Origin of the sequence: Hamadaea flava (assembly GCF_024172085.1) — a bacterium.
GTDB lineage: Bacteria > Actinomycetota > Actinomycetes > Mycobacteriales > Micromonosporaceae > Hamadaea > Hamadaea flava.
In genome coordinates this window covers 7,680,885-7,705,640 of record NZ_JAMZDZ010000001.1, presented here as the reverse complement: position 1 = coordinate 7,705,640, position 24,756 = coordinate 7,680,885, and the positions used below count along the sequence as shown (strand labels likewise).

25 protein-coding genes are annotated in these 24,756 nt (G+C 70.4%); 12 read left to right on the top strand and 13 right to left on the bottom strand.

Annotation, left to right across the window (positions count from 1 at the left end; genetic code table 11):
- Window positions 1–132: 132 nt before the first annotated feature.
- Entirely contained in the window at window positions 133–786 is a 654-nt protein-coding gene (locus tag HDA40_RS36020; protein ID WP_253762338.1) for a PadR family transcriptional regulator, read from the bottom strand.
- A gap of 142 nt (window positions 787–928) precedes the next feature.
- On the opposite strand from HDA40_RS36020, the gene HDA40_RS36015 reads away from it, so the two are divergent.
- The 3 genes from HDA40_RS36015 to HDA40_RS36005 all read left to right on the top strand — a co-directional run bounded on the left by HDA40_RS36015 (window position 929) and on the right by HDA40_RS36005 (window position 4,088).
- On the top strand, window positions 929–2,617 hold the full coding sequence (locus HDA40_RS36015) for a DHA2 family efflux MFS transporter permease subunit (RefSeq protein ID WP_253762337.1): 1,689 nt from the start codon (window positions 929–931) through the stop codon (window positions 2,615–2,617).
- A 110-nt stretch (window positions 2,618–2,727) separates the two neighbouring features.
- Window positions 2,728–3,129, top strand: a complete 402-nt coding sequence (locus HDA40_RS36010) for an SgcJ/EcaC family oxidoreductase (RefSeq protein WP_253762336.1) — start codon at window positions 2,728–2,730, stop codon at window positions 3,127–3,129.
- Between the two features lie 11 nt (window positions 3,130–3,140).
- Complete coding sequence (locus tag HDA40_RS36005; protein WP_253762335.1) at window positions 3,141–4,088, top strand: RNA polymerase subunit sigma-70; 948 nt, start codon at window positions 3,141–3,143, stop codon at window positions 4,086–4,088.
- A gap of 183 nt (window positions 4,089–4,271) precedes the next feature.
- Here the strand turns inward: HDA40_RS36005 and HDA40_RS36000 are convergent, their stop codons facing one another.
- Window positions 4,272–6,002 carry a heparinase II/III family protein gene (locus HDA40_RS36000; protein ID WP_253762334.1) on the bottom strand — a complete coding sequence of 577 codons (1,731 nt, stop codon included), beginning with the start codon at window positions 6,000–6,002 and terminating at the stop codon, window positions 4,272–4,274.
- Between the two features lie 44 nt (window positions 6,003–6,046).
- Here HDA40_RS36000 and ligD point away from each other — a divergent pair, with 44 nt between their 5' ends.
- The 4 genes from ligD to HDA40_RS35980 all read left to right on the top strand — a co-directional run bounded on the left by ligD (window position 6,047) and on the right by HDA40_RS35980 (window position 10,306).
- The gene (gene ligD / locus HDA40_RS35995) at window positions 6,047–7,279 is read left to right on the top strand and encodes a non-homologous end-joining DNA ligase (protein WP_253762333.1); all 1,233 of its coding nucleotides are present in this window, start codon (window positions 6,047–6,049) and stop codon (window positions 7,277–7,279) included.
- Window positions 7,280–7,338: 59 nt separating this feature from the next.
- Window positions 7,339–8,574 (top strand): sensor histidine kinase, encoded by a 1,236-nt coding sequence (locus HDA40_RS35990; RefSeq protein WP_253762332.1) that lies wholly within the window; start codon window positions 7,339–7,341, stop codon window positions 8,572–8,574.
- A gap of 11 nt (window positions 8,575–8,585) precedes the next feature.
- Window positions 8,586–9,227 (top strand): response regulator, encoded by a 642-nt coding sequence (locus tag HDA40_RS35985; protein ID WP_253763933.1) that lies wholly within the window; start codon window positions 8,586–8,588, stop codon window positions 9,225–9,227.
- Between the two features lie 74 nt (window positions 9,228–9,301).
- A complete protein-coding gene (locus tag HDA40_RS35980) occupies window positions 9,302–10,306 on the top strand; it encodes an alpha/beta hydrolase (RefSeq protein ID WP_253762331.1) in 1,005 nt (334 codons plus the stop codon).
- Window positions 10,307–10,376: 70 nt separating this feature from the next.
- Here HDA40_RS35980 and HDA40_RS35975 read toward each other — a convergent pair whose 3' ends face one another.
- The 3 genes from HDA40_RS35975 to HDA40_RS35965 all read right to left on the bottom strand — a co-directional run bounded on the left by HDA40_RS35975 (window position 10,377) and on the right by HDA40_RS35965 (window position 13,218).
- Window positions 10,377–10,745 carry a TFIIB-type zinc ribbon-containing protein gene (locus HDA40_RS35975; protein WP_253762330.1) on the bottom strand — a complete coding sequence of 123 codons (369 nt, stop codon included), beginning with the start codon at window positions 10,743–10,745 and terminating at the stop codon, window positions 10,377–10,379.
- 42 nt (window positions 10,746–10,787) lie between these two features.
- Window positions 10,788–11,726 carry a hypothetical protein gene (locus tag HDA40_RS35970; RefSeq protein WP_253762329.1) on the bottom strand — a complete coding sequence of 313 codons (939 nt, stop codon included), beginning with the start codon at window positions 11,724–11,726 and terminating at the stop codon, window positions 10,788–10,790.
- Window positions 11,727–11,805: 79 nt separating this feature from the next.
- Window positions 11,806–13,218, bottom strand: coding sequence for a glycoside hydrolase family 6 protein (locus HDA40_RS35965; protein WP_308197802.1), 1,413 nt, complete (start codon window positions 13,216–13,218; stop codon window positions 11,806–11,808).
- A 160-nt stretch (window positions 13,219–13,378) separates the two neighbouring features.
- Here HDA40_RS35965 and HDA40_RS35960 point away from each other — a divergent pair, with 160 nt between their 5' ends.
- Window positions 13,379–14,242, top strand: coding sequence for an alpha/beta fold hydrolase (locus HDA40_RS35960; protein ID WP_253762327.1), 864 nt, complete (start codon window positions 13,379–13,381; stop codon window positions 14,240–14,242).
- Here the strand turns inward: HDA40_RS35960 and HDA40_RS35955 are convergent.
- Window positions 14,208–15,272: a WD40 repeat domain-containing protein gene (locus HDA40_RS35955; protein ID WP_253762326.1), complete on the bottom strand. Its 1,065-nt coding sequence runs from the start codon at window positions 15,270–15,272 to the stop codon at window positions 14,208–14,210. The two genes, HDA40_RS35960 and HDA40_RS35955, sit on opposite strands and share 35 nt — an antisense overlap.
- Before the next feature lie 68 nt (window positions 15,273–15,340).
- Here HDA40_RS35955 and HDA40_RS35950 point away from each other — a divergent pair, with 68 nt between their 5' ends.
- Window positions 15,341–15,835, top strand: coding sequence for a DUF6232 family protein (locus HDA40_RS35950; RefSeq protein WP_253762325.1), 495 nt, complete (start codon window positions 15,341–15,343; stop codon window positions 15,833–15,835).
- A 121-nt stretch (window positions 15,836–15,956) separates the two neighbouring features.
- Here HDA40_RS35950 and HDA40_RS35945 read toward each other — a convergent pair whose 3' ends face one another.
- From HDA40_RS35945 to HDA40_RS35935, 3 genes are read right to left on the bottom strand one after another with little or no spacing between them, the layout of a single operon-like run.
- Window positions 15,957–16,565 (bottom strand): TetR/AcrR family transcriptional regulator, encoded by a 609-nt coding sequence (locus HDA40_RS35945; RefSeq protein ID WP_253762324.1) that lies wholly within the window; start codon window positions 16,563–16,565, stop codon window positions 15,957–15,959.
- Window positions 16,562–17,353, bottom strand: a complete 792-nt coding sequence (locus tag HDA40_RS35940; protein ID WP_253762323.1) for a fatty acid desaturase — start codon at window positions 17,351–17,353, stop codon at window positions 16,562–16,564. Before HDA40_RS35940 ends, HDA40_RS35945 begins: the two co-directional genes overlap by 4 nt.
- Window positions 17,350–18,888: a phytoene desaturase family protein gene (locus HDA40_RS35935; RefSeq protein WP_253762322.1), complete on the bottom strand. Its 1,539-nt coding sequence runs from the start codon at window positions 18,886–18,888 to the stop codon at window positions 17,350–17,352. The genes HDA40_RS35940 and HDA40_RS35935 overlap by 4 nt, the downstream gene beginning before the upstream one ends.
- A gap of 87 nt (window positions 18,889–18,975) precedes the next feature.
- On the opposite strand from HDA40_RS35935, the gene HDA40_RS35930 reads away from it, so the two are divergent.
- From HDA40_RS35930 to HDA40_RS35920, 3 genes are all read left to right on the top strand, one after another.
- Window positions 18,976–19,716 (top strand): MBL fold metallo-hydrolase, encoded by a 741-nt coding sequence (locus tag HDA40_RS35930; protein ID WP_253762321.1) that lies wholly within the window; start codon window positions 18,976–18,978, stop codon window positions 19,714–19,716.
- A 94-nt stretch (window positions 19,717–19,810) separates the two neighbouring features.
- On the top strand, window positions 19,811–20,650 hold the full coding sequence (locus HDA40_RS35925; protein ID WP_253762320.1) for a helix-turn-helix domain-containing protein: 840 nt from the start codon (window positions 19,811–19,813) through the stop codon (window positions 20,648–20,650).
- A gap of 64 nt (window positions 20,651–20,714) precedes the next feature.
- Window positions 20,715–21,296 carry a dihydrofolate reductase family protein gene (locus HDA40_RS35920; RefSeq protein WP_253762319.1) on the top strand — a complete coding sequence of 194 codons (582 nt, stop codon included), beginning with the start codon at window positions 20,715–20,717 and terminating at the stop codon, window positions 21,294–21,296.
- A gap of 30 nt (window positions 21,297–21,326) precedes the next feature.
- Here HDA40_RS35920 and HDA40_RS35915 read toward each other — a convergent pair whose 3' ends face one another.
- The 4 genes from HDA40_RS35915 to der all read right to left on the bottom strand — a co-directional run bounded on the left by HDA40_RS35915 (window position 21,327) and on the right by der (window position 24,729).
- On the bottom strand, window positions 21,327–22,103 hold the full coding sequence (locus HDA40_RS35915; RefSeq protein ID WP_253762318.1) for an SDR family NAD(P)-dependent oxidoreductase: 777 nt from the start codon (window positions 22,101–22,103) through the stop codon (window positions 21,327–21,329).
- A 41-nt stretch (window positions 22,104–22,144) separates the two neighbouring features.
- A complete protein-coding gene (locus HDA40_RS35910; RefSeq protein ID WP_253762317.1) occupies window positions 22,145–22,768 on the bottom strand; it encodes a hypothetical protein in 624 nt (207 codons plus the stop codon).
- 164 nt (window positions 22,769–22,932) lie between these two features.
- Window positions 22,933–23,334 (bottom strand): hypothetical protein, encoded by a 402-nt coding sequence (locus tag HDA40_RS35905; protein WP_253762316.1) that lies wholly within the window; start codon window positions 23,332–23,334, stop codon window positions 22,933–22,935.
- 24 nt (window positions 23,335–23,358) lie between these two features.
- On the bottom strand, window positions 23,359–24,729 hold the full coding sequence (der, locus tag HDA40_RS35900; RefSeq protein WP_253763932.1) for a ribosome biogenesis GTPase Der: 1,371 nt from the start codon (window positions 24,727–24,729) through the stop codon (window positions 23,359–23,361).
- Window positions 24,730–24,756 lie beyond the last annotated feature (27 nt).

Sequence of the window (24,756 nt, the reverse complement as noted above, 5' to 3'; positions counted from 1 at the left end):
GTGCGTACGCGGACCGGACCGGCGAGACGGCTATCCTTGCTGGTGCGACCGGGCAATCGGGCCGCCTCGCGGTTCGGTTCGCTCTGGTTTGGCCCCGGCGAGGTGTTGCAGCACCGCGCCGGGGTTCTTTCGTCAGGCCTTCGGTCTCCCCTCGGGCGTCAGTTCGTCCAGGAAACTCAGCAGCCGGCTCGGGTCGGCCCCGCTGGCGTGCCATTCCCGCCACTGCTGCGCGCCCGGGATGGTGCCGTCGCGCAGTTCGCCGAGCAGCCCCCTGATCCAGTCGGCCTCGGCTCGGCGTACGGCGAGGTCGTATTCGGCCTCCAGCAGGAAGATCCGAGGAACGGGAGCGGAGTCGAGGTTGGCCTTGGCGGTCGCGAGCTGGACGGCGAGACTGGCCAGCCGCTGCTCCAGCAGCGCGATCACCTCGTCCGGCGCGAGTACGCCGATCAGCGACAGCCCGGCTTCGAACCGCGGGATCTCCCGTTCGGCGACGCCGACGATCTCGCGCATCCAGTCGGTCAGCTCGGCGCGCCCGGCGTCGGTGATCTCGTAGATCGTCCGCTCCGGCCGCAGCCCGTGCCGTTCACTCTGGACGGCCCGGATGAAACCGTGCTTCTCCAGGTTGCCGACCACGGTGTAGAGCGAGCCCCACTTGATCGGCATGTCCTGGTCCTTGCCGCGCTCGCGCAGCTCGGTCGCCAATTCGTAGGGATGCATGGGCTTGGCGAGGAGGTTGGCCAGGATCGCCAGCCCCAGCATGTTGCCGACTTTGCGCCGCTTCGCCATCGCCCTCCCCTTCTTCCTCTGCTCGCCTCGGGCTTGACTCGCTTTTGCTCGCTTACTCGCCGACGAGTATACGTCGGCGAGTAAGGGCTGAGCAACATCGGCGATTCCCTGGACGTTTGGGCTCAGCCGGACGAGGCTACGGGTGGAGATCACACTTCGACTGGAGATCGCGACCATGACCTCAGGACCCGGCCGGCCGCCGGAGACCAAACACAGCCCGTGGCTCATTCTGGGCGTACTCTGCCTCGGGTTCTTCATGATCCTGCTGGATACGACGATCGTGAACATCGCGATCCCGGACATGATCGACCGGCTCGGCGCCTCACTCGATCAGATCCTCTGGATCCTCAACGCGTACATCCTGGTCTACGCGGTGCTGCTCATCACCTCAGGTCGCCTCGGCGACCTCTACGGTGCGAAACGGCTGTTCATCCTGGGCCTGATCATCTTCACGCTGGCCTCAGCGGCCTGCGGCCTCGCGCAGAACCCCGGCCAGCTGATCGCGTTCCGGGTCATCCAAGGCGTCGGCGGCGCACTCCTGACCCCGCAGACCCTGTCCGTGCTGACGGTCATCTTCCCGCCGGAGCGACGGGGCGCGGCGTTCGGCATCTGGGGCGCCGTCGCCGGTGTCGCCACGGTCGCCGGTCCGACGCTGGGCGGCTGGCTGGTCACCAACTGGGACTGGCGCTGGATCTTCTACGTCAACGTGCCGGTCGGCATCATCGCCCTGATCATGGCCGTCATCGTCATGCCCGACCTGCGGCTCAACCGCAGGCACCAGCTCGATTACGTGGGCACCCTGCTGATCACGATCTCGCTCTTCCTCATCTGCTACGGCCTCATCGAGGGCCAGTCGCACGACTGGGGCAAGGCCTGGGGCCCGATCACCATCCCCATGATCATCGGCGCTGGGGTGATCGTGCTCGCGATCTTCCTCTGGCAGCAGTACGCCCAGCGCAACCGCGAGCCGCTGGTGCCGTTCCGCATCTTCGCCGACCGCAACTTCTCCCTGATGAACGGCGTCGTCGCCGCGATCGCGTTCGGCATGCTCGGCCTGTTCCTGCCGCTGATCATCTACTTGCAGTCGGTACTCGGCCTGACCGCGCTCCAAGCCGGTCTCGCCGTGGCGCCGATGTCGCTCGTCTCGATGTTCGTGGCCCCGCTCGCCGGACGGCTGTCGGACAAGACCGGCGGCAAATGGGTGCTCTTCTTCGGCCTGAGCCTCTGGGTCGTCGGCCTGAGCATCGTGGTCTTCTCGGCGCAGGTGAACTCCAACCGGGGCGACCTGATCCCCGGCCTGCTCGTCGCCGGGCTCGGCCTGGGCTGCACGTTCGCCCCGCTGCAGACGATCGCGATGCGCAACGTCCAGCCGCAGGTCGCCGGCGCGGCCTCCGGCATGATCAACACCACCCGGCAGCTCGGCGGCGTCATCGGCTCGGCAGCCGTCGGCGCGCTCCTGCAGAACCAACTCGTCACCCAGCTCACCGACAGCGCGCAGACCAACGCGACCGCGCTGCCGCCGGACCAGCAGGGCCGATTCATCGACGCGTTCAAGAGCGCCAGCTCGGGCAGCCTGGAGGTGGGCGCCGGGCAGAGCGGCGCGGCGCTGCCGCCCAACACCCCGCAGGCCATCGTCGAACTGGCCCTCAAGACGTTCCACGAGGGCTTCACCGCGGCCATGAAAAGCACCATGGTGCTGCCGCTGATCGTGCTGGCCGTAGCGACGCTGACGGTGCTGTTCGTCCGCAACGGCGGCAAGGCGAGCCCGCCGTCGGCACCGGCCGCGACGACCGGGAAGGTCTCCCCGGAGACGACCCGCGTCGACTCCTGAGAAATTTCTTCCGGCGGGGCGATGAGTTCGGGTCGTCCCGCCGGTATATCCGGGCGTCACCTTCACCGGCCCGCCGCGGGCCACCCTGACGCACCGGAAGGATCATCACGATGACGACCACGACTGTCACCACCGACGAAGCCGCCGTCCGCACCGTTCTCGGCCAGATCTACGAGGCGTGGTCGGCGTACGACGCCGACAAGTTCGCCGATCTGTACACCGAGGACGCCACCGTCGTCATGCCCGGCCTGTTCCACGACGGCCGCGAGGCGATCCGCGAGTTCATGGCGGCCGCGTTCGCCGGGCGGCTGGCCGGCACGCAGGGTGTCGACGAGCCGCAGAAGATCCGGATCACCGGCGACACCGCAATGGTCGTCAGCCACGCGGGTACCTTGATGCCGGGTGAGACGACGCTGGCCGCCGAGCGGGAGCGCCACGCCACCTGGGTGCTCGTCCGGCAGGGCGACGACTGGAAGATCGCGGCGTACGCCAACGCCCCGGTCCACCTGTAGGGAGTGAACACGTGCCGGACTTCGAGACGCGTGCCGAACCGCATCGCCGGGAGCTGCTCGTGCACTGCTACCGGATGCTCGGCTCGATGCCGGAGGCCGAGGACGCGGTGCAGGAGACGTTCCTGCGGGCCTGGAGGGCCTGGGCTCGCTACGACGAGCGCACCGCGTCCGTGCGTACGTGGCTCTACAAGATCGCGACGAACACCTGTCTGACCTCGTTGGAGGGCCGAGCTCGGCGTCCGCTGCCGGCCGGGATCGGCGCCCCGGCCGACGATCCGCGGGCGCCGCTCGTCCCCGCGTTGGACGTGCCGTGGCTGCAGCCGTTCCCGGACGCGCGGCTGGACGATCCGGCCGGTCAGGTGGTGCGCCGCGGAACGCTTCGGCTGGCGCTGGTCGCCGCGTTGCAGCTGCTCCCGGCGCGCCAGCGGGCGGTGCTGGTCCTGCGGGACGTCCTCGACTTCAGCGCCGACGAGACCGCCCGGCTGCTCGACACCTCACCAGCCGCGGTCAACAGCGCCTTGCAGCGCGCCCGCGCCGGGCTGTCGGCCGCCGGGCCGGTCGCCGACGAGATGGCCGAACCGGCGGACGACGTACGCAAGACGGTCGACCGTTATGTCGAGGCGTTCGAGGCGGCCGACGTCGACCGGCTGGTCGAACTGCTCAGCGCGGACGTCGTCCTGGAGATGCCGCCCGTGCCGCTGTGGTACCGCGGAGCCGCCGACTACGGCCGGTTCATGGCGCGCGTCTACGACCTGCGGGGCCGGGTGTGGCGTACGGCGTCGGTCGGCGCGAACACCCAGCCGGCGGTGGCCGCGTACTGCGCCGACGACGAAGGCGTCCTGCGGCTGCACACCCTGCAGGTGTTCACGGTCCAGGACGGCCGGATCGCGCACACCTACGTCTTCCAGCATCCGGAGGTCTTCACGGCGTTCAACCTGCCGCCCGTCCTCGCGGGGTGACGCTCGCCGACGGCTCGGGGACGCCGACGGCGTTCGGCCGCGCGACGCCGACGGCTGGGGGACGCCGACCGCTGACGGCCGCGTGACGCCCATCGCGGCGCGCCGACCCGACATGGGCCGCCGTGATCTCCGGAAGCCGGCGTACCTATCCGCGGCCCGGTTAGGTACGCGGCCTTCCGGAGATCACGCGATCCGCCTCAGCGGACGGTCGGCGCGAAGCCGGACGGAGAACGTGAAGGTGTGCGCCGACTCCCCCGCCGGCGCGGTCACCGGCACGAGCACCCGGTACGCCACGTCCGGCCGCCCGTGGTGGTCGGTCGCCTCGACGGCGTCGACCGCGACGGGCCGGTCCACGTCCAGCGTCACCGTGTCGTCCCAGCGCACTGCGGCGTCGGCGACGACCGGGGCGTACCGGCTGACGAACACTTCCGTGATCGGCAGCGGTCGGTCGGCGGTCACCACGTCGGTCAGCTCCAGCCGTCCGGTACGCCACCAGCGGAACCGCCGGATCAGCCGGCGCAGCCCGTCGACCTCGTACGCCGCGGTCAGGTCGAGGTCGAAGGCGACCCCGTCGGGCAGCACCTCGTGGCGTACCACGGTCGCGAGCCGGGCCGCCCCGGGCAGCTGAAGTTCGTCGTCGACCACGGGGATCGAGTGCGCCCGCGCCGACGGGTGCAGGTGGTCGTACCGGGTGTCGCTGAAGTACGACCGGGTGTACTCGCCCGCGCCGAGGTCGGCCAGCACGGTGCGACCGCGTACGTGCAGCAGGAACGCGCCGAGGTCGAGGTGGTTGTGGGGTTCGTCGTTGTGCCCGCCCTTGGCGGCGAAGACGGCGTCGGGCCCTCGGTCGACGACCCAGGCCAGGTCGGGCAGGAAGTCGGAGTCGGCCACCGTCGAGACGGCCGAAGCGGGCCGGTACCAGGCGAGGGTCCGGGCCAGATGCGCCCACCGGTAGCAGTGGTCGTCGTGGAAGGACGGGATCACCGCCGGGGGCGGGGTGCCGAATCGTTCGGCGAGCCGGCTGAGCAGTCCGGCGGGCAGCCACGGGCGTTCCGACGCGTCCGAGAAGGGCGCGTACGCCCCGCCGCCGAGCGCCGCCTTGTGCGGGAACGCCGCGATCTGCGCGACCTTCGGATCGTCCAGCAGGTCGACGCCGGTCTGTTCGTGCAGCATGACGGCGTAGTACACGAAGTAGCCGAACCCGTAGACCCAGTAGTCGACGCCTTCGGGGCAGCCGCCGTCGTCGCCGTAGCCGGCGAGGAACCGGTCCATCGCCTTGCCGCATCGGGCCAGCATGGACGACAGCCGGTCCGACGGCGGCAGGAGCAGCATCGCCGCCATGCCGGCCGCTCCGGCGCAGACGGATTCCCAGTTGTTGCCGAATCCTTCCCACGCCAGCGGCCTCGGGTCGGCCAACGGGGTCAGCACTCGACGGTCGACCTCTGCGCGTACCCGTTGGGAGACCAGTGGATCGAGCCGCGGGCCGAGACCGGTGACGATCTCGGCGAGCGCGTGGGCGGTCTCCGCGGCGAACAGGTCGAGGGTCTGTTCGGCGCCCCAGCCCTCTCGGTCGCCTGACTGCACTCCTGGCGGCTCGGCCGAGAGCCTCCCCGGCGAGTGAATATGCGCTGGTAGCGCCCAGGTGTGCTCGTCACAGACCGCCCACAGCACGTCCGCGAGCCGGCTCACGTCGGCGTCGGGGTCGAGGAGCGCCTGTGCGGCCAGCGCGTTGAGCCGCGCACGCCGCCGGAAGTAGCGCTTCTCGAAGCGCATCCGGTTCCCGGTCACGAAGAAGTCGTTGTACGCCGAGAAGCCGAGCACCGGCAGCGGCGCGTCGTCGGCAGCGACCGCCGCGATGTCGTTCGACAGGGAGGTGAGCTGCCCCGGGACCGGTGGGAAAACGCTTTCCGCCATGCGGACGGACTCTACACCTCGATCCAGATGCGTATGGTGGGCACATGGCGGCGTCGCAGACCCTGGAGGTCGCCGGGCGCGAGGTGACGATCACCCATCCCGACAAGGTGGTCTTCCCCGAACCCGGCCTCACCAAGCTCGACCTGGTTCGCTACTACCTGACGGTCGCCGACGGCGCCCTGCGCGGCGTACGCGGCCGGCCGATGATCCTCAAGCGCTTCGTCAAAGGGCTGGATCAGGAGGCGTTCTTCCAGAAGCGGGCGCCGTCGACCCGGCCGGACTGGATCGAGGTCGCCGAACTCAAGTACGCCTCCGGCACCTCCGCCGAAGAAGTCGTCGTACGCGACGAGGCCGGCCTGGCCTGGGTGATCAACCTGGGCTGCGTGGACCTCAACCCGCACCCGGTGCTGGCCGAGGATCTCGATCACCCCGACGAGCTGCGCATCGACCTGGACCCGGTGCCGGGCGTCGAGTGGGGTCAGATCGTCGACGTGGCCCTGGCCGCCCAGGAGGTGCTGGCCGACTACGGGCTGACGGCATGGCCCAAGACGTCAGGCTCCCGAGGCTTCCACGTGTACGCCCGCATCCGCCCGGACTGGCCGTACCCGAAGGTCCGCCTGGCCGCCGAGACGGTGGCCCGCGAGGTCGAGAACCGGGTGCCGGACCTGGCCACCAGCAAATGGTGGAAGGAAGACCGCGAAGGCGTCTTCGTCGACTTCAACCAGAACGCCAAGGACCGGACCGTGGCTTCGGCGTACTCCGTGCGCCCGACGCCGGACGCCCGGGTGTCGACGCCGCTGACTTGGGACGAGGTCCCCGGTTGCCGGCCCGCGGACTTCACCGTCGCCACCGTCGGCCCGCGGTTCGCCGAACGGGGCGATCCCTGGGCGGGGATCGAGGACACCGCCGGCGGCCTCGACGGGCTGCTCGACCTGGCGAAGAAGCTCGGCCCGGCCGAGAAGCCGCCCAAGGGCGCGTCGAAGGACGGCCGCCGCCAGTCCACGATGCCGCTGGTCGAGATCGCCCGTGCCAAGACCAAGGACGAGGCGCTGGCCGGGTTCGACCGCTGGAAGGACCGGCACGCCGAGGTCGCAGCGCTCCTCGAACCGGCCGACGTGCTGGTCGACGGGATGCGCGGGCGCAGCTCGGTCTGGTACCGCATCCGGGTCAACCTGCAGCACGTGCCCGAGAAGCAACGCCCCGAGCAGGAGCCGCTCGAGGTCGACTACAACCCGTGGGCCGGGATGGTCGACCCGCGCCGCCCCACCGCCGACTGACCGGTCATACCAGAGGGGTAGGGCTGTGTGGCTCCTGGGTGTGACGCACCCTGCCGCCGGTGACGGTTAACCTGCGGGTGATGAGCAGCTTCCTCGCCCGTACGGCCCGTGACCTGCTGCGGACGGTGTGGGGTCCGGACCCGTCCGCGGCGCCGGTCCGGCGGCCTGTGCGGCGCCGCTGGTTCACCCCGCTGCTGCGCCCGGCCGGGCTGTTGGCGTGGATCGGGCTCACCGCCGTCACGCAGCGGTACTACCAGGACAATCGCCATCTGAACGCGCTGGTCGCGGCGGGCCTGGCCGTGCTGGTCATGGCGCCGCTGCTGTTCGTGCGGGCCAAGCCGGTGTGGGCGTGGCGGCTGACCACTGTCGGCCTCGTCCTGGGCACCTACCATCGCGTCGACGCCGAGGCCTGGCCATGGGTGGTGACCAACGTCCTCGTCGCGCTGGTGGCGCTGTTCTACGTCGCGATGCGTGCACCGTTCGGCGTCACGCTGTGGTCCACCGTGATCAGTTGCCTCATCCTGTGGTGGGCGGTGCCCACCGCCAACGGCGCGAGCGCGACCCTGCTCGTGGTGGCCGTCGCCATCCTCGGCGAGCAGATCCAGGTGCGTCGCCGGGCGCAGGCCGAGCTGCACGTCCAGGAGGAGCGCAGCGAGCTGGCCGAAGCGCGCCGGGCGCTGCTGGAGGAACGCGCCCGCATCGCCCGCGAGCTGCACGACGTGGTCGCACACTCGATGTCGCTGCTGGCGGTGCGCGCCGAGACCGCGCCGTATCGGCTGCCGGATCTGCCGGAGTCCGCGCGCGCCGAGTTCGTCGAGGTCGCAGCGTCGGCCAGGCAGACCCTGGTCGAGTTGCGGCGGATGCTGGGCGCGCTGCGTACCAGTCCGGGAGAGCCGGAACGCGCCCCGCAGCCCGCGCTGACCGACCTGCCTGAGCTGATCGGCACCGCGCGCAACGCGGGTCTGCGCATCGACGCGCAGCTCACGCTCGACGGCGAGGTCACGCCCGCGACCGGCCTGGCGGCCTATCGCATCGTCCAGGAGGCGCTGTCCAACGCGGCCCGCCATGCCGCGGGGGCGCGGGTCCACGTGACCGTCCAGGTCCGCGGTGGTCATTTAGAGCTGGTGATACGCAATGAGCCGGGGCCGGAGCCCGCGACGGTCGCCGGCAGCGGGCACGGCCTGCTGGGCATGCGCGAACGAGCCGTGGTGCTGGGCGGCACGTTGCGGGCGGAGCCGACCGCCGACGGGGGCTTCGAAGTGGTGGCGACGCTGCCGGTGGAGGAAACGCAGTGAGCGTACGCGTGATGGTGGTCGACGATCAGCAGATGGTGCGTGAGGGTTTCGCGGCGCTGCTGGGCGCGCAACCCGACATCGAGGTCGTCGGGCAGGCGGCGGACGGGGTGGAGGCGGTGGCGCTGGTCCGCGCCGAGCACCCCGACCTGGTGCTGATGGACATCCGGATGCCCCGGATGGACGGGCTGGCCGCGACGCCGCTGGTCGTCGCGGAGGGCGCGCGGGTGCTCATGCTGACGACGTTCGACCTCGACGAATACGTGTACGCCGCGCTGCGCGCCGGAGCGAGCGGCTTCCTACTCAAGGACGCGCCAGCCGCCGAACTGGTGCACGCCGTACGCGTCGTCGCGGCCGGGGAGGCGCTACTGGCGCCGTCGGTGACCCGCAAGCTGATCGAGGAGTTCGCGCGGCGGCCGGACCAGCAACGTGCCGCTCCCCCGTCGCTCAACGGCCTGACCGCCCGGGAGACCGAGGTGCTGGCCCTGATCGCCCAGGGGCTGTCCAATCAGGAGATCGCGACCCGGCTGGTCGTGGCGGAGCAGACGGTCAAGACGCACGTCGGGCGGATTCTGGCCAAACTGGAGCTGCGGGACCGTGCGCAGGCCGTCGTCGTGGCGTACGAGTCTGGTCTGATCACGCCGGGGTCCGCATGACACTGCGGGGTGAGGGCGCAGTTGGCTCCGCGGAGTGACGCGCCCGGCCCGGGTCGACGGCGATCGTGTGCGGCATGCCAGTCGCCAAGACCATCGCCCTCACCGTGACCGCGCTCGGCCTGCCGATGCTGTCAGCATTCGGCGCGCCCCTGCTCGCCGCCGACGACGCGACACTGTCCATGCCCGACACCGGAGCCTGGCGCGCCGACACGGCGACGCTGGGGCTGGATCCCGCGACCGCCTCGCCCCGTCAGGTCGCGGAGTTCTTCGCCGCGCTCAGCCCGGCTCAGCGCACCGCGCTGGCCATGCGTCATCCCGAGGTGGTCGCCGCGCTCGACGGCGCGCCCGTGTCGCTGCGGTTCACCGCGACGTCGGTGCTGCGGCGCTCGCCCGATCAGCGCGCCTTCCTCGCGTACGACCCGGCCGGCGACGGGCGGGCCGTGGAGGTCGTCGGCGATCTGGCCACCGCCCGCCGGATCGTGGTCATCGTGCCGGGCAGTGACACCACCCTGGCCGACTTCGACCGAGGGCTGGGCGGGGTCGCCCGGCGCGCACCGGCCGTGCAGGCCCGCACCGTCGCCGACGCGGTCGACGACCCGGGCACCGCTGTCATCGCGTGGCTCGGCTACGACCCACCGGAGGGCTTCGGCAAGGCCGCCATGCGCGAGGACCGGGCGGAAGCGGGCGCGGCCGCGCTGACGCGATTCGTCGACGGGCTGGCCGTGACCAACCCGGCCGCGAAGGTGATCCTCGTCGGGCACAGCTACGGCACCGTGGTGATCGGACTCGCCGCCGACCGCCTCGGCCCGACGGTCACCGACATCGCCGTGCTGGCCTCCCCGGGCCTCGGTGACGGTTTCCACACCAGCGCCCGGCTGTGGGCCGCCCGCGCCGACAGCGACTGGATCGGCTGGATCCCGGGCGTACGCGTGGCCGGGCTGGGCCACGGCGCCGACCCGACCGGCGACGTATACGGCGCCCGGCTGCTGCCGACCGGCAACGTGGACGGTCACGACGGCTACCTCGTGCCCGGATCGCTCACGCTGGTGGCGCTGGCGGAGGTCATCCGGAACGCCTGAGCCCCGGGCGTAGGGGCCCGGGGCTCAGGTTCGTGCTCGGTGAACGGAACTCGTCCGGCCGAATTCCGGCTCAGTCGAACAGTTCCTCGAAGAAGCTGCCCTTTTTCTTCTTCTTGTGGTGGTAGTCGTGGCCGTAGCCGTCGCTGCCGTACCGGCGCTCCTCGTATCGCGGCTGCTGGTAGTGCTGCTGCTGATACTGCTGTTGCTGATACTGCTGTTGGTGCTGAGGAGCCTGCTGCTGGTACTGCGGCGGCTGCGGCTGGGTCTGCGCGGGCTGCGGAGCCGAGCCGTGGAACGAGTTCTCCGCGTCGACGAGCTTCTCCAGCTCGCCGCGGTCGAGGAAGATTCCCCGGCACTCGGAGCACTGATCCACGACTACCCCGCTGCGCTCATACTGGCGCATCGCGCCTTGGCACTTCGGGCAGGTCATCTGCTGCATCCAACGCACCTTAGCCGCTCGGGCTGGGAGTCGGCTGTGAAGTCAGCCCCGGCGGGCGTCGGCCTGCTCGCCCGGCACCAGCCAGGTGTGCGACGTCCCGCTCAGATACGCCACCCAGCTCGTCCCGGCATGCCGAGCGGTGACGACGAACCGTCCACCGCCCAGGTGCACCGGCACGGTGTCCCCGTCGGCGCCGACCTGCCAACGCTGCTCGGTCGCCAGGTTGTAGCCGTAGATCCGCAGCGGACTCGGATCGGGCTGCTCGATCACGTCCTCCTGCTGGGTCCAGAACAGCTTGCGTGAGTCCCCGCTGAACCGGGGCGTGGTGGCGAAGCCGGACAGCTCCGCGCCGCCCCCGCCCCAGGCGGCGATGGTGGTCTCCTTGTTCGACGCGAGATTCAGCACCGTCAGGCAGTCGTCGTAGATCCCCCAGCAGTCCCCGCCCGGGAAGGCGATCGACGTGCCGTCCGGCGACCAGTCCAGCGTGTTCGCGTGCCGCAGCTGGTCGAATCCGGCCCGCGGCGCGGCGGCCCGCTCCTGGCGCCCCGCGACGACTCGGCCGCCGGCGCGGCCGGCGACGTGGCCGCTCTCGGCCGAGCCGAGCCGCAGGATCGTCAGCAGTCCGCTGTAGACGTCCCCGGCCCGGTAGGCGAGGAACCGGCCGTCCGGCGACCAGGCCGGGCCGCCCGCGTCCTGACCGTGGGTCAACTCCGTGGTGTAGACGTTCTCCGGCCCGCCCCCGATGTAGGCGACCGTGATGTTGCCGCTCTCGGCGTACGCGACCTCGGTCTTGTCCGGTGACAGCCGCGGCCACACGGCGTGCCCGTGCCGGCTGACCGGGAACGTCTTGCTCGCCGTACGCACCCAGACGTTTCCGTCGCGCACGAAGGCGATCGGATCGGGCGGCGAAGCGGCGTACGCGTGGGCCGGCGTGACGGCGATGAGGCTGGCGACGGCCAGCGTGATAGCGCGGATGCGCATGATTCCCCCGTGGAACGATTGCGGCGTGACCCGCGGATCTCGCAGGTCACGCCGCATTCTTCCGGAGAGGACGGAAGGTTCAGGAGCAGGCCACGCCGTTGAGCTTGAATCCGGTCGGCGTGCCGTTGGTGCCGCCGTAGGTCGCCTGGAAGCCGAAGCTCGCGGTGCCGCCGGTGGCCAGCGAGCCGTTCCAGCCCGCGTCCTTGGCGGTGACCGTGACGCCGGACTGGGTGACCCCGGCGTTCCACGCGTTGGTGATGATCTGGCTGCCGGTGAACGAGAAGGTCAGGGTCCAGCCGTTGATCGCCGGGCCCCGGTTGGTGATCGTCACCGTGGCCGTGAATCCGTTGTTCCACTGGTTGTCCACCCGGTACGCCACCGAGCACGAGGTGTTGCCGGTCGGGCTCGTGCTGGCACTCGGGCTCGTGCTCGCGCTCGGGCTCGTGCTGGCACTGGGGCTCGTGCTCGCGCTCGGGCTGGTGCTCGCGGTCGGGCTGCTCGTCGCGGTCGCGGTCGGGACCACCCCGTTCAGAGCCAGCTGGTACGCCTGGTCCGGCACGAACGTCCCGGCGGCCGCGGCGCACCCGTCGGCCTCGCCCGGCGGCTTGGCCCACACGAACGCGTCGACCGTCGCCTGACCCGTGTTGGTGGTGGGCGGCACGCCGACGCCACGACCCGCCGGGTCGCACCACTCGCTGCCGTTGGGGCCCTTGCCGTTGCGGCTGACGTCGATCACCTGGTGCAGGTTCGACGACCCGATCGCGTTCAGGACGTTCTTGCCGTACGCGATCTCGTCGGCGGTCCACCGGAAGTTGGACACGTTGCTGTAGAAGCCGTCGGCGCTGCGTACGCCGGCGTTGACGAGCCGCTGGGCCTGGTCGGACGCGCTGTTCCAGGCCGAGTGCCCGGCGTCCAGGTAGACCTTCGCGCTCGGGTTGTTCGTCTTGATCGTGCTGATCGCGTACGCCAGCGCCGAGTTGCGGTTGGCCAGTTCGGTGCTGCTGAGGCAGGTCTGCAGCGCGAGCGAGTCCGGCTCGAGCAGCACGACTGCCGTGCGCGTGCCGAGCCCACGGGCGAACGAGTCGACCCACGAGCGGTACTGGGTGAAGTCCGGCGCACCACCGGCGCTGGCGCCACCGCAGTCGCGGTTGGGGATCTCGTAGACGATCGCCAGTGGGATCTGGTTGGCGGCGTTGGCCCCGGACACGTACGCCGAGACCTCGGACTGGATCGTGCTCGGGTTCCAGCTGGCGAACCATCTGCCCTGCGGCTGGACGCCGATGCGGTCGCGGATCAGGGCCGCCCGCGAATCGTTGGGGTTGGCCGCCAGCCACTGCAGGACGCGGCTGTTCGGATCCTTGTAGAAGGTGCCGGAAAGCGTGCCGGCGTAGGACGGTTCACCGCCGGCCAGCAGGCCGACGGCTGTGGCCGCGAGGGCGGCCGTCGCGGCGGCGAGGACCGCCGCGAGCCTCGTGCGGGGGGACGAATGCACGGGTTTCTCCTTCATGGACGGACACTCCCATGGGCGTGGGAGCGCTCCCGGACCAATCTAAGGGCCGCATCGAGATTACGAAAGAGTCAACTCCCTCAATAACCTGCCATGTGAGATACCTAACCGACCGGTCGGTCTTATTTATTGCTAGGCTCCGCCCATGACGACCGCGTACAAGCTCACCGGCGGGCTCCTCAACGCCACCTCCGTGGCCGCCCCGCCCCTCGCCCGCCGGCTGGCCTGGGAGCTGTTCCGCCGCCCCACCCGCCGGGCACGCGTACACCCCAGCGAGCAGGCCGCCCATGCCGCCGCCATCCGGGAGGACTACACGGTGGACGGCGTACGCGTCGCCGGCTACCGCTGGGGCGACGGCGACCGGCCCGTCCTGCTCCTGCACGGCTGGGCCTCCCGCGGCAGCCGATACGCCGCCCTGGCCACCGAACTCGCCCAGCGCGGCTACACCGCGATCACCGTCGACGCACCCGGACACGGCGACTCCGGCGGCGACACCACGACGATCCTGCAGTACGCCCGCCTCGTCCACGCCGTCCAGCAACGCCACGGCGACTTCCGCGGCATCGTCGGGCACTCCTTCGGCGTCCTGACCGCCTTCCACGCCCTGCGCACCGGCGTACGCGCCGACACGATCGTCACCGTCAGCGGCATCAGCGAGTTCAGCTACCTGATCGCCGAGTTCGCCCGCCAACTCGGACTCCGCCAGCGGCTCACCGACGACCTCCGGCGGCGAATGGAGAAGATGCTCGGCGGAAGCGACGACCTCTGGACCCGGCTCAGCAGCGACCACCAACCCGAACTGTTCACCCAGCCGATGCTGATCCTCCACGGCAGCGACGACGAGTTCGTCCGCGTCGACCAAGCCCATCGGCTGCACCAGGCGTACGCGCAGTCCCAGCTGATCCTCACCGAAGGGCTCGGCCACCGGCGCATCCTCGGCGACCCGCGCATCGTCCAACCAGCCGCCGGCTGGATCAGCGCGCCAGCCGCCGCAGCACCACCCCGATGAGCCCCACGACGACCAGCACCAACCCGGTGATGCCGACGGCGAACATCAGCCGATTGCTGGGCTGGCCGCCGTCGTCCACCGCCAGCGTCTGCTCCTGATCACCCGACGCCGACGCGGGCGGAGACGGGGTCGGCCGCGCCGCGGGAACATACCGGCGCAACGTCGTCGGACCCGCCGGCTCGTCACACGCGGTCACGAACGCCGACCCGTCCGGCGTGTACGCGATCGCCTCACCCTGCTGCTCATCCGGCAACGGAGTCGCCCGCGGCTGCTCGTCGGTCAACGTCCTGACGATGTCCCCGTCCACCACGTCCCACTCGAACGCGTCGGCGTACGTGCGCAACACGACATGACGGCCGTCCGGCGAGACCGCTCCCCCGGTCACCAACCGGCGCCCGATGCTGTCCAGGAAGTTCGGCGTCTGCGAATCCGGCAGGCGCACATACCCGACGCGCTTCAACGGCACCCCGTCGGCCGACTTCGCCACCAGCGGACCGGTCGGCACGAAGATCTCCGACCGCCCGCCCAGCTCCTTCGTCACGATGATCGGCGTACCGTCCGCCGCCAGCAGCAACGTCTCCGCGTCATGCGGCCCGTCCGGGTACGCCAGCCGGTAGATCACCGGACTCTTCGCCCCCGGCGCCAGCTTCCACACCGCGATGGTCTTGCGGCGTACCGACGCGTTGTAGTTGTCGCCGACGTCGGCGACCCACACCGTGCCGTCCTTCGCCAGGAGGACATCCTCGGGATCACGCGCCGCCGTCGGATAGCCCACCGACTTGGTGAGCTTGCACTTCTTGTCCAGGTAGAAGATGCGGATCGCCGAGGGATCCCAGTTCGAGTCGTTGATCGCGAGGTAGCCCGACGCGGTGACCACCAGCCCGGACAGCTCGCTGACCCGGTCGTCGTTCACGATGCACGCGACCGACATCTCCCCCGGCTCGGCGTACGCCGCCCCCGGGACAAGCGCCACCGCCCCGGGCACCAAGGCCGTCAGCAAGAAGGACAGGAGAGCCGCCGAGATCCGCACCCGACCAGTGTGGCAGTTCGGCTTGCGACCGGCTCGTACCGTAGAAGACGAGCCCTCCGGAGGCCACCATGATCACGTTCTATCGGGATGCGACGGTCGTGGTGACCTCCGCGTACCTGCAGATCGAGAACCGGCGCTGGCGCCTGTCCGACCTCGACTACGTCTGGCATTCCGAGAGCGCGGCGACCTGGCGCGTACGCAGCCGCACCGCCGGCCGCGGCGTCCTCAACACGATCATGACCTTCGCCGGAGTCATCGGGCTCGTCATCCTCATCGCGTTCGTCTCCGCGGCGTACACGGAGGCCAACGTCGGCGGCGTACACGTGCCGCGCAACACGCTCCTGCTGCTGGCGGTCGTCCTCATGCTGGGCGGCTTCGGCTGGGCGATCTGGGAGTGGATGCTGCACCGCGTCGACGACAGCTACGACAAGGGCGACGCGGTCTACGAGATCTGGGCCTCGGCCACCGGCACGGAACTGCTGCTCCTACGTCTTGAGGACTACACCCGGTACGCCAAGATCTACCGCGCGATCGAACGCGCCATGGAATACCACCAGGTCTGACCGCACCTCGGCACCCCCACACCCCCGCCACGAGCAGCCCTGTAGGGGAACGATCATGATGTTGCGGACACGACACGCCGGTCGATCACGACCGTTAGTTCATGATCGGCAGGAAAGGGGGTTAGCGGGGGCGGCGGAGGGTGGGGAGTTTGTCGAAGGCGGCGGCCAGTCGGGCGGCCTGCCCGAACGCGGCTTCCGGCCGGCTGCGGTCGCCGTCGAGGTGGGTCAGCGTCTGCATGCCCAGGTAGTACGCGACGGCGGCGCGGGCGGCGGTCGGCACGTTCACCAGGCGGCCCAACGGTTTGCCGCGCAGCAGCCGGCCCAGGATCTGTTCGGCGAACTGTTCCCACTGCCTCGTCTGGGCCGCCATCGCGGCCGCCAGCGGCGACCCCGGCCGGGCGGCTGCGACGAGTTCCTGCACCGCCTCGATGTGGCCGGACTCGGTGTCTTCGGCGTACAGGGTGCGCAGGGTCGCGACGAGCGGCACCGCCTTGGTCACGTCGGCGAGCGCCGTGCGGTAGCGCTCCTCGCGCAGTTCGCTCGTGTACGCCGCGGTCGCCGTGAACACCTCGTCGAGATCGGCGAAGTGGTAGTAGATGACGCCTGGGGCGAACCCCCCGAGGGCCGCGATCGACCGGGCGGTCGTTCCGGCGTACCCGTGGGTGCACAGCGCGAGGATCGCGGCCCGCAGGATGCGCTCGCGGGCCGCGACCCGGGGACCTGAGGTCATGGCACCGCCACCGGCTGTACGCCCGCGCGGGCGAGGAACGGGTCGAGACGCCGCGCGAGTTCCGGCAGGTGATGGCTCGGGACCTGCGGATAGAGATGGTGTTCGAGGTGGTAGGTCAGTTCGAGGAAGATCGCGGGGATGATCCGTCCGCGCAGCGTGCGGGTCTGCCGCAGCGGCTCGTCGCCGTAGTCGTGATGCGGCAGGTAGACCGTGAGCAGCGGATACACCCAGCTGCCGACGATCGCCAGCACCGCGTAGACCAGTACGCCCGGCGTGACCGGCCACAGGAGCACTCCGCCCACGACGGCGGCGACCGGGATCGCCGCCTCCAGCAGCAGCCAGAGCCGGTCTCGCCGGCCCGACCGGGCGAACGCCCAGATCCACAGCCGGACCAGGAACACCGGCCCATAGCAGACCGCACCGGCGAACGACAGGTTGGCCGGGTAGCCCTCCGGGTCGTCGGGACTCGGGAACAGCCGATGATGCTGCCGGTGCGTGATCCGATACGCGTGCCCGCTCTCCAGCAACACCAGGCCGAGCGCGAACAGCCAGCGGTCGGTCTCGGGCTCGGTCAGGCCGAGCGTGCGGTGCACGACGTCGTGGGTGACCGTGACGACGGCGACGAAGATCCCGAAGACCATCAGCGGCGTCAGCCACCAGAGCCCGAGCCACATCGCCACCGCGAAGGCGGCGACCCCCAGATAGGGCCGGGCCAGCGCGATCCTGCGGCGGGCGGGCGTCGTCACCAGCAGATCCTCGCCCAACTCGCGCATCGTGGGCAACTTCATGGCAGCTGCCTTTCCCGGAGCGACAGCCGCCTGTCCCGGAGTGACCGCCGCCTTTCCCGGAGGATTCCGTCGGCGACGATCCGGCTGCCGAGGACACAGGCGACAGTGCCGAGTCCGGGCCAGGTCGAGTCGCCGACCAGCCATAGACCGCGTCCGCCGAGGTCATGTGGGACGGCGTACTGGTTGCTGTTGCGCAAAGTCTGATGCGGGCCGCCGACCGCGCCGTCCGGGCGGAAGGCGTACCGCTCGAAGGCGCGCGGCGTGCCGATCTCGGCCACCACCGCCCGCTCCCCCAGCGCCGGGTACGCCCGCCGCGCCAGGCTGATCAATCGCTCGCCGATCTCCTTCTTGCGCTGGGCGTACCCCTCTGTGTCGAGGGTGGACCACGCGGGCAGCGAGGTGTGCGTGGAGATCATGACGGCGCGGTGCCCGGGTGGCGCGCTGAGCGTGTCGCCGGGCGCGGACACCGAGACGAACATGTTGTTGCCGTCGCCGAACGGCTGCGCGTAGTCGTGGCAGAACTGGTGGTGGGTGAGGCGACGGTCGCCGACCTCCCGTTCGGGCACCCCGAGGAAGACGATCACCGCCCCACCCAGCTCCCCCCGGTCCCGCTCCAGGTAGCGGGTCAGCCGCCGGGCCACCGGCAGGTCGCCGCACAGCGTCTGCGCGGCGGGTGCCGGAATCGCGAGGACCACCTGGTCCGCGCGGATCACCCCACGGCTGGTCTCGATCTGGAACCCGGCCCGCACGCGGTGGACCCGCGTCCCGGTCCGGTCCCGGCCGCCGAGCCTGCGATAGAGGGCCACGAGGGTACGCCAGAAGCCGTGCATGCCACCGTGATGCCTGGTCAGGCCGGCCCCGCGGATGGTGATGCCGAGCGCCGCGTTGATCAGGGGTGCGCGCTCGACCGAGCTGTGCACGGTGTCCTCGACGAGCATGCCCAGCAGGGTCTTCAGCGCCCGGTCCCCGTCGACTCCGTGCTTTCGCATCGAATGCTGCAATGTCTGGCGCAGCTTCAGAGCGTGTGGTGCGTTGGCGAGCCCGACGGCGGTCAGGTTGTGCAGCACGTCGGCCGGGCGGCGCATGGGCAGCTTGATCCCGTTCCGGCTGGCCTGCCAGAAGACGTCGGCGATCCGGTCCAGCTCGGCCCAGAAGGCGCGATGGTTCGCGTCGTCGCCGAACTTCGCGAGCCGTTCGGCGTGCCATTTCTCCTGGTCGCGATGCAGCGTGACGGTCCGGTCGGGCAGCCACGCCTCGTAGCCGGGCAGGTGCTCGCCCTCGATCGCCGGGGCGCCGACGCTGTCGAGCAGTTCCGCGCCGACCCCGCCGGGTTCGAAGTCGACCAGGGTGGTCGCGCCGACGTCGAACGAGAAGCCCTTGTGCCGCCAGTAGCCGGCGCAGCCGCCGAGGTGGCCGTGTGCCTCGAAGACCACCGTGGACAGCCCGCTCGCCTGGAGCCGCAGTGCCGTCGCCATCCCGGCCAGCCCACCGCCCACAATGGCCACGTCGGTGTTCTGAACGTCCGTTCTGAACATGTGTTCAGAGTGACCTCATGGCTGTGTCTTTGTCAATATCAGCCCTCCGACTCGGCCCGCCGCGCGCCGGGAAGCTATGGTCAGGGCATGCGGCTGACCGTTCTCGGAGGCTGCGGCGCCTGGCCCGAACCGGCCTCGGCCTGCAGCGGATTCCTCGTGGAGCACGACGGCTTCCGGCTGTTGCTCGACCTCGGCTACGCCACGCTGCCGCAACTGCTCACCCACATCCCGGCCGACCAGGTCGACGCGGTCTACATCACGCACGGGCACCCCGACCACTGCTCCGACCTGAATCCGCTGCTGCGGGCGCGGGCGATCGGCGGCGGGGCGGCGGCACCGCTGCCGATCTACACGCTGCCCGGCGCGATCGACGCGGTCATGGCCCTCGACCGGCCCGGCTGGCTGGACGAGTTCGCCGACATCCGGGAGTTCACGGCCGGCGACGCCTTCGACATCGGCCCGTTCCAGGCCGTCACCGCGCTGCTGCCGCACTGGGTTCCCAACGCCGGCATCCGGCTGACCGCCGACGGTCGCTCGCTCGTCTACACCGGCGACGGTGGTCCCGGGCAGGCCGTGATCGAGCTGGCCCGGGAGGCCCAGCTGCTGATCGCGGAGGCGACGTACGCCGAAACCGTGCCGGACGACGCCAAGGGCATGCTCACCAGCGCCGCCGAGGCGGCCGCTCAGGCGACCGAGGCGGGCGTACGCGGCATGCTGCTGACGCACCTCGAACCGGGCACCGACCCGTACGCCGCCCGCGCGGCGGCCCGGCAGAACTTCTCCGGCCCGATCGGGGTCGCCACCCCAGGTCTGGCGATCGAGTTCTGACCGGCTGTCGGCTGGTCGGGCCGCTCATCGGCCGGACCGCTCGATGTTTGCGGCGGTGCGTGATGCCGGACGGGCTGTCGGCGATGATGTCGCCGTGGAGTATGTGTCGAGGGTGCCCGGTCCGCCGCTGGACGGGCTGATCGGCGACCTCTACTACCTGGCGGGCGTCCCGCCGTACTCCCGGTTGATGCTGCCGGCGGCGCCCGCGCCATTGCTCATCGTCAACCTCGGAGCACCGTTTCTCCTCCGCGCGGGCACCGACGAAGAAGACGTGGAGTACGCCGACGGCTGCGCGGTCACCACGCCCACTCGTGCGTGGGAGTTCGCCTACCCGACCCCGACCCGGTCCGTGGGCGTCCACTTCAGGCCGTGGGGGCTGGCCCCGTTCCTTCCGATGCCCGCGGCCGAGTTGTGCGACCGGCCGGCGACGGTGGAGCAGATCTGGGGCCGGCCCGCTATCGCTGCGTTGCGACACCGACTGACCTTGGCCGACGCACCGCACGAGATGCTCATGGTGCTCGAGGAGGAGCTGGTGCGACGGCTGCGGGTGATCGACGGTCTTGACCTGGTCCGCCACCTGAGCAGCACCATCGCGGCGACAGGCGGGACAGTGCCGATCAGAGACATCGGTGTGGCGGCCCGCGCCAGCAGCACGTATCTGGCGAAGCGGTTCAAGGCCATCGTCGGTGTCACGCCGAAACGGCTGGCTCGCAGCTACCGCTTCAGCTCCACCGTGTTGGCGATCGACGTCGCCGCACCGATCGACTGGGGCGAGGTCGCCGCCGACGCTGGATATTTCGACCAAGCCCACTTCGTGCGCGAGTTCCGGGAGTTCACCGGGCTCACGCCGACCCGGTACGTCGAAGTCCGGCGGCGATTCCTGCGCGATCATCCCGGCCACGCCCTAGACGGCTGGCCACTCCCAGCCGATTGATTTCCTACAAGAGCGACAGTTCACTTCGCACGAGACTGGGAACTCCACGACAGAGGAGGAATCCATGGGCAAAGTGGTCATGAACGCGTCGGTCTCGGTGGATGGTTTCATCGCGGCTGAGAACGACGATCCCGGTCCGATCTTCGAGTGGCTGGTCAGTGGTGAGGTGCCGTTGGACGACGGTGGCGTTCTGCAGGTGTCGCAGGCGTCTTACGACCACGTCCGGCCGTACTGGGACGAGATCGCGGTGACCATTGCGGGCCGTCACGCCTTTGACATCACGGACGGCTGGGATGGGACGCCGCCGAGTGGGATCGACCATGTGGTCGTGGTGAGTCACCGTGGTGCGCCCGAGGGCTGGGACCTCCAGGCGCCGTTCCACTTCGTCAACGGCATCGAGGCGGCCTTGGCCACGGCGCGGGATCTTGCGGGTGACCGCACTGTCGAGGTCGCTGCCGGCGACGTCGGCGGCCAGTTCCTCGCCGCAGGTCTGGTCGACGAGGTGCGCATGGATGTCGCGCCCGTCGTGTTCGGGTCCGGCAAGCGCTACTTCGGCTCCGTCGACGCGCAGCACCTGCTGGACGGCCCAGACGTGGTTGTTCAGGGCAACCGGGTGCTTCACCTGCGCTATCAGGTACGCCGTTGACCGATCTGAGTAGGTACGCGAAGAAGCGGCTTATCGGCTGGTCCAGCCGCCGTCGATGACGACGGTCTCCCCGGTGATGAGGGAGGCGGCCGGCGAGGCGAGGAAGACCACGACCCCGGCGACCTCGATCGGCTCACCGATGCGATGCAGCGCCGCCACCCGTTCCAGCACGTCCGTGCGGAACTTCTCGTCGGCCAGCACGTCAGCCGTGCCCGGCGTACGCACGAAGGTCGGCGCGACCGCGTTGACGGTGATCCCGTGCCGTCCCCATTCGACGGCGAGGCATTTCGTCAGGTGCGCGATGGCCGCCTTCGTCATGCAATAGATCGCTTCGCCCGGCAGCGCCACGACGCCCGCCTGCGAGCCGAGGTTGACGATCCGCCCGTAGCCCTGCCGGATCATGACCCGGCCGGCGGCCTGACTGGCGAAGAAGGTGCCCTTGAGATTCACCGCCAGCGTCTGGTCGAAGTCGGCCTCGACGACGTTCTCCGCGAGGTTCTCCGGCGCGATCCCGGCATTGTTGACGAGGATGTCCAATCGGCCGAACTCCGCGACAGCCGCGGCGACGGCCGGCTCGATCTGGTCCATCCGCGCCACGTCCATCTGCACCTTCACCGCACGTCGCCCCCGCGCCGCGATCTCCTCGGCCACACCGCCGTCGGCGTTCACGTCTCGCAATCCCAGCACCACGTGCGCGCCGGCCTCGGCGAGTGCCAGCGAGATCGCGCGGCCCAGACCTCGGGCCGCGCCGGTGACGAGGGCGACCTGGTCGCGTACGTCGAAGCGGGGAAGGGCGGCGTCCGTCATGGACCCAGCCTAGAGGCCCCGGTACCGAACAGCCCGGTGCATCAGTGCAGTGCCGCCACGAGGTCCGAGATAGCGGCCGGCGCCTTGGCCCGGAAGTCGGCGAGGAGGCGTTCCTGGTCGGACTTGGCTACGTCGTCCGGGTAGAGGTCGGTCTCCAGGACGACCCACAGCTCGGCGTTGGCCTTGCGGGCCTGGAGCAGCATGCGCCACTGGACGAACTTCGCCACGTGCCGCTTGGAGACCAGCAGGTACGCCTCGTCGGCGAGACCGGGGATCGCCGCCACGGTGTGACCGTCGGTGGCCCACGGGTCGTAGCGCTCGACGGCCGCGCGGCTGCTGGCGTACTCGTCTTCGGCCCGATCGCGCCCGTCGCCCGACCAGAAGGTGGCGGTGACGAGCCAGACGCTGGCGTGCAGCTGCCAATCGGCGGTCGGCGACTTGCGCCACCGGCAGGCGTGCTCGCTCGGGTCCGCGGCCGGATCGTCGCCGGACTCCGCCGTGCCGATCAGCGCCTTGGCGTCGGGGCTGCCGAGCGCGGCGCAGACGTCGTCGACGCCGAGGTAGGGACCGTCGTCGAGGAGCAGCACGCGGCCGGTGATCCCGGCCGCGGCGAGCACGACGATCGCGAGGGATCCGAGTCCGATTACCTTCCAGCGCTGAGCCACCCGGACAGGGTAGATGAGATCGACATTCGGGTGGGGCCCGCGCAGGACCGACGCGAGCGACACTGCGTCGCATGTGGACGCTCAGGCCCGAAACCGGCTCCGGGCTCGCAAGCTGGCGCGCAGGCAACCACAGACGAGGCCGGGCGACGAACGCCGCTCCGGCGCTATCGCGTGAAGCCGGCCTCGTGATCGGCGGCGGCGATCTGCTCGTGGAATCGCTTGTGGACCCAGTGGCGCTCGCCCGCCAGCTCTAGTTGGGCCCATCCGCCGGAGACCGGACCGAGCCGGGTGTGGCGTGGCATTGTGGCCACCAGCGACTGTGGCTTGGCGCCGCCCGAGAATTTGCTGCTCTCCAGGACGTAGATGGCGTCCTTCGTGACCGCCACGCAGCGGTACTTGATCCGCGACATCGTCAGCCCGGTCAGATAGGTGACGAGGAAGTAGCCGAAGTTCGGCGCGGCCTGGGCGATGAACGCCTGGCGGATCTCGCTGCCCTTCGGCAGGAAGGGCAGCGAGCGCTCCACCAGATCTTGGCGCGGCTTCGGAGAATCGAGGGTGGCAGTCACTTCAGATTTTTAGCACGCCGCGCGTCAGCGCTTCTTGGCGCGCTCCTCCCGGCGCGTACGCACGGAGATGTCGATCGGGCTGCCCTCGAAGCCGAACTCCTCCCGCAGCTTCCGCTCGACGAACCGAACGTATCCGGCGTCCAGCGGACCGGTGGAGAAGATGACGAACCGCGGCGGAGCCACCCCGGCCTGCGTCGCGAAGAGCACCCGCGGCGCCTTGCCACCCCGGACCGGGTGCGGCGTGGCCTGCACCAGCGCCGTCAGCCACTGGTTGAGCTGCCCGGTCGGGATGCGCTGCTCCCAACTGGCCAGCGCCGTACGCAGCGCGGGCGCGAGCTTGTCGACCGCTCGCCCGGTACGCGCGGAGACGTTGATCCGGGCCGCCCACGGGATGCGCTTGAGTTCCCGCTCGATCTCCTTGTCGAGGTACCAGCGGCGGTCGGCGTCGACGAGGTCCCACTTGTTGAACGCGATGACCAGGGCGCGCCCGGCCTCCACCACCATGGTGAGCAGACGCTGGTCCTGCTCGCTGATGACCTCGCTGGAGTCGAGCAGCACGATGGCGACCTCGGCGGCCTCGATGGCGGCCTGGGTACGCAGCGACGCGAAGTACTCGGTGCCGCTCGCCTGCCCGGCTCGCTTGCGCAGCCCGGCGGTGTCGACGAACTGCCATACTTCGCCGCCCACGGTGACCAGCGAGTCGACAGGGTCCACAGTGGTCCCGGCGACCGAGTCCACGACCGAGCGTTCTTCCCCGGACAGCTTGTTGAGCAGGCTCGACTTGCCGACGTTGGGCCGGCCGACGAGCGCCACTCGGCGCGGGCCGCGCGGACGGTCCTCGACGATCACCGGCGCCTCCGGGATCGCGGCCAGGATCGCGTCGAGCAGGTCGCCCGAACCCCGGCCGTGCAGGGCCGACACCGCCTGCGGCTCGCCCAGGCCGAGCGACCACAGGCTGGTCGCCTCGATCTCGATGGCGTTGTTGTCGGCCTTGTTCGCGACCAGGATCACCGGCTTGCGGCTGGCCCGGAGCATGCGGACGGCGGCCTCGTCGACATCGGTCGCCCCGACGGTCGCGTCGACCACGAACACGACGACGTCGGCCGTGTCGACGGCGATCTCCGCCTGCCGGGCGATCGCGGCCGCCCGGTCCTTCGCGTCCGGGATCCAGCCGCCGGTGTCCACCACGGTGAACTGGCGGCCGTTCCAGTACGCGTCGTAGGCCACCCGGTCCCGGGTGACGCCGGGCTTGTCCTCCACGACCGCCTGCCGGCGGCCGATGAACCGGTTGACCAGCGTCGACTTGCCGACGTTGGGCCGCCCGACGACGGCCACGACCGGGTTGATCGGCGCGGGACCGTCCTCGGAGCCGACGACGTCCTCGACCCACTCGATATCTTCAGACACGGTTATTTTCTTTCA

What these genes read in the sequence shown, in the direction of transcription:
- HDA40_RS35975 (WP_253762330.1), bottom strand. Translation starts at nt 10,745, where the DNA reads ATGCAGCAGATGACCTGCCCGAAGTGCCAAGGCGCGATGCGCCAGTAT.
- HDA40_RS35930 (WP_253762321.1), top strand. Translation starts at nt 18,976, where the DNA reads ATGCGGCTGACCGTTCTCGGAGGCTGCGGCGCCTGGCCCGAACCGGCC.
- HDA40_RS36000 (WP_253762334.1), bottom strand. Translation starts at nt 6,002, where the DNA reads ATGGCGGAAAGCGTTTTCCCACCGGTCCCGGGGCAGCTCACCTCCCTG.
- HDA40_RS35945 (WP_253762324.1), bottom strand. Translation starts at nt 16,565, where the DNA reads ATGACCTCAGGTCCCCGGGTCGCGGCCCGCGAGCGCATCCTGCGGGCC.
- HDA40_RS35950 (WP_253762325.1), top strand. Translation starts at nt 15,341, where the DNA reads ATGATCACGTTCTATCGGGATGCGACGGTCGTGGTGACCTCCGCGTAC.
- HDA40_RS35970 (WP_253762329.1), bottom strand. Translation starts at nt 11,726, where the DNA reads ATGCGCATCCGCGCTATCACGCTGGCCGTCGCCAGCCTCATCGCCGTC.
- HDA40_RS36010 (WP_253762336.1), top strand. Translation starts at nt 2,728, where the DNA reads ATGACGACCACGACTGTCACCACCGACGAAGCCGCCGTCCGCACCGTT.
- HDA40_RS35985 (WP_253763933.1), top strand. Translation starts at nt 8,586, where the DNA reads ATGGTGGTCGACGATCAGCAGATGGTGCGTGAGGGTTTCGCGGCGCTG.
- HDA40_RS36020 (WP_253762338.1), bottom strand. Translation starts at nt 786, where the DNA reads ATGGCGAAGCGGCGCAAAGTCGGCAACATGCTGGGGCTGGCGATCCTG.
- HDA40_RS35915 (WP_253762318.1), bottom strand. Translation starts at nt 22,103, where the DNA reads ATGACGGACGCCGCCCTTCCCCGCTTCGACGTACGCGACCAGGTCGCC.
- HDA40_RS35940 (WP_253762323.1), bottom strand. Translation starts at nt 17,353, where the DNA reads ATGAAGTTGCCCACGATGCGCGAGTTGGGCGAGGATCTGCTGGTGACG.
- HDA40_RS35960 (WP_253762327.1), top strand. Translation starts at nt 13,379, where the DNA reads ATGACGACCGCGTACAAGCTCACCGGCGGGCTCCTCAACGCCACCTCC.
- HDA40_RS35935 (WP_253762322.1), bottom strand. Translation starts at nt 18,888, where the DNA reads ATGTTCAGAACGGACGTTCAGAACACCGACGTGGCCATTGTGGGCGGT.
- HDA40_RS35980 (WP_253762331.1), top strand. Translation starts at nt 9,302, where the DNA reads ATGCCAGTCGCCAAGACCATCGCCCTCACCGTGACCGCGCTCGGCCTG.
- ligD (WP_253762333.1), top strand. Translation starts at nt 6,047, where the DNA reads ATGGCGGCGTCGCAGACCCTGGAGGTCGCCGGGCGCGAGGTGACGATC.
- HDA40_RS35920 (WP_253762319.1), top strand. Translation starts at nt 20,715, where the DNA reads ATGGGCAAAGTGGTCATGAACGCGTCGGTCTCGGTGGATGGTTTCATC.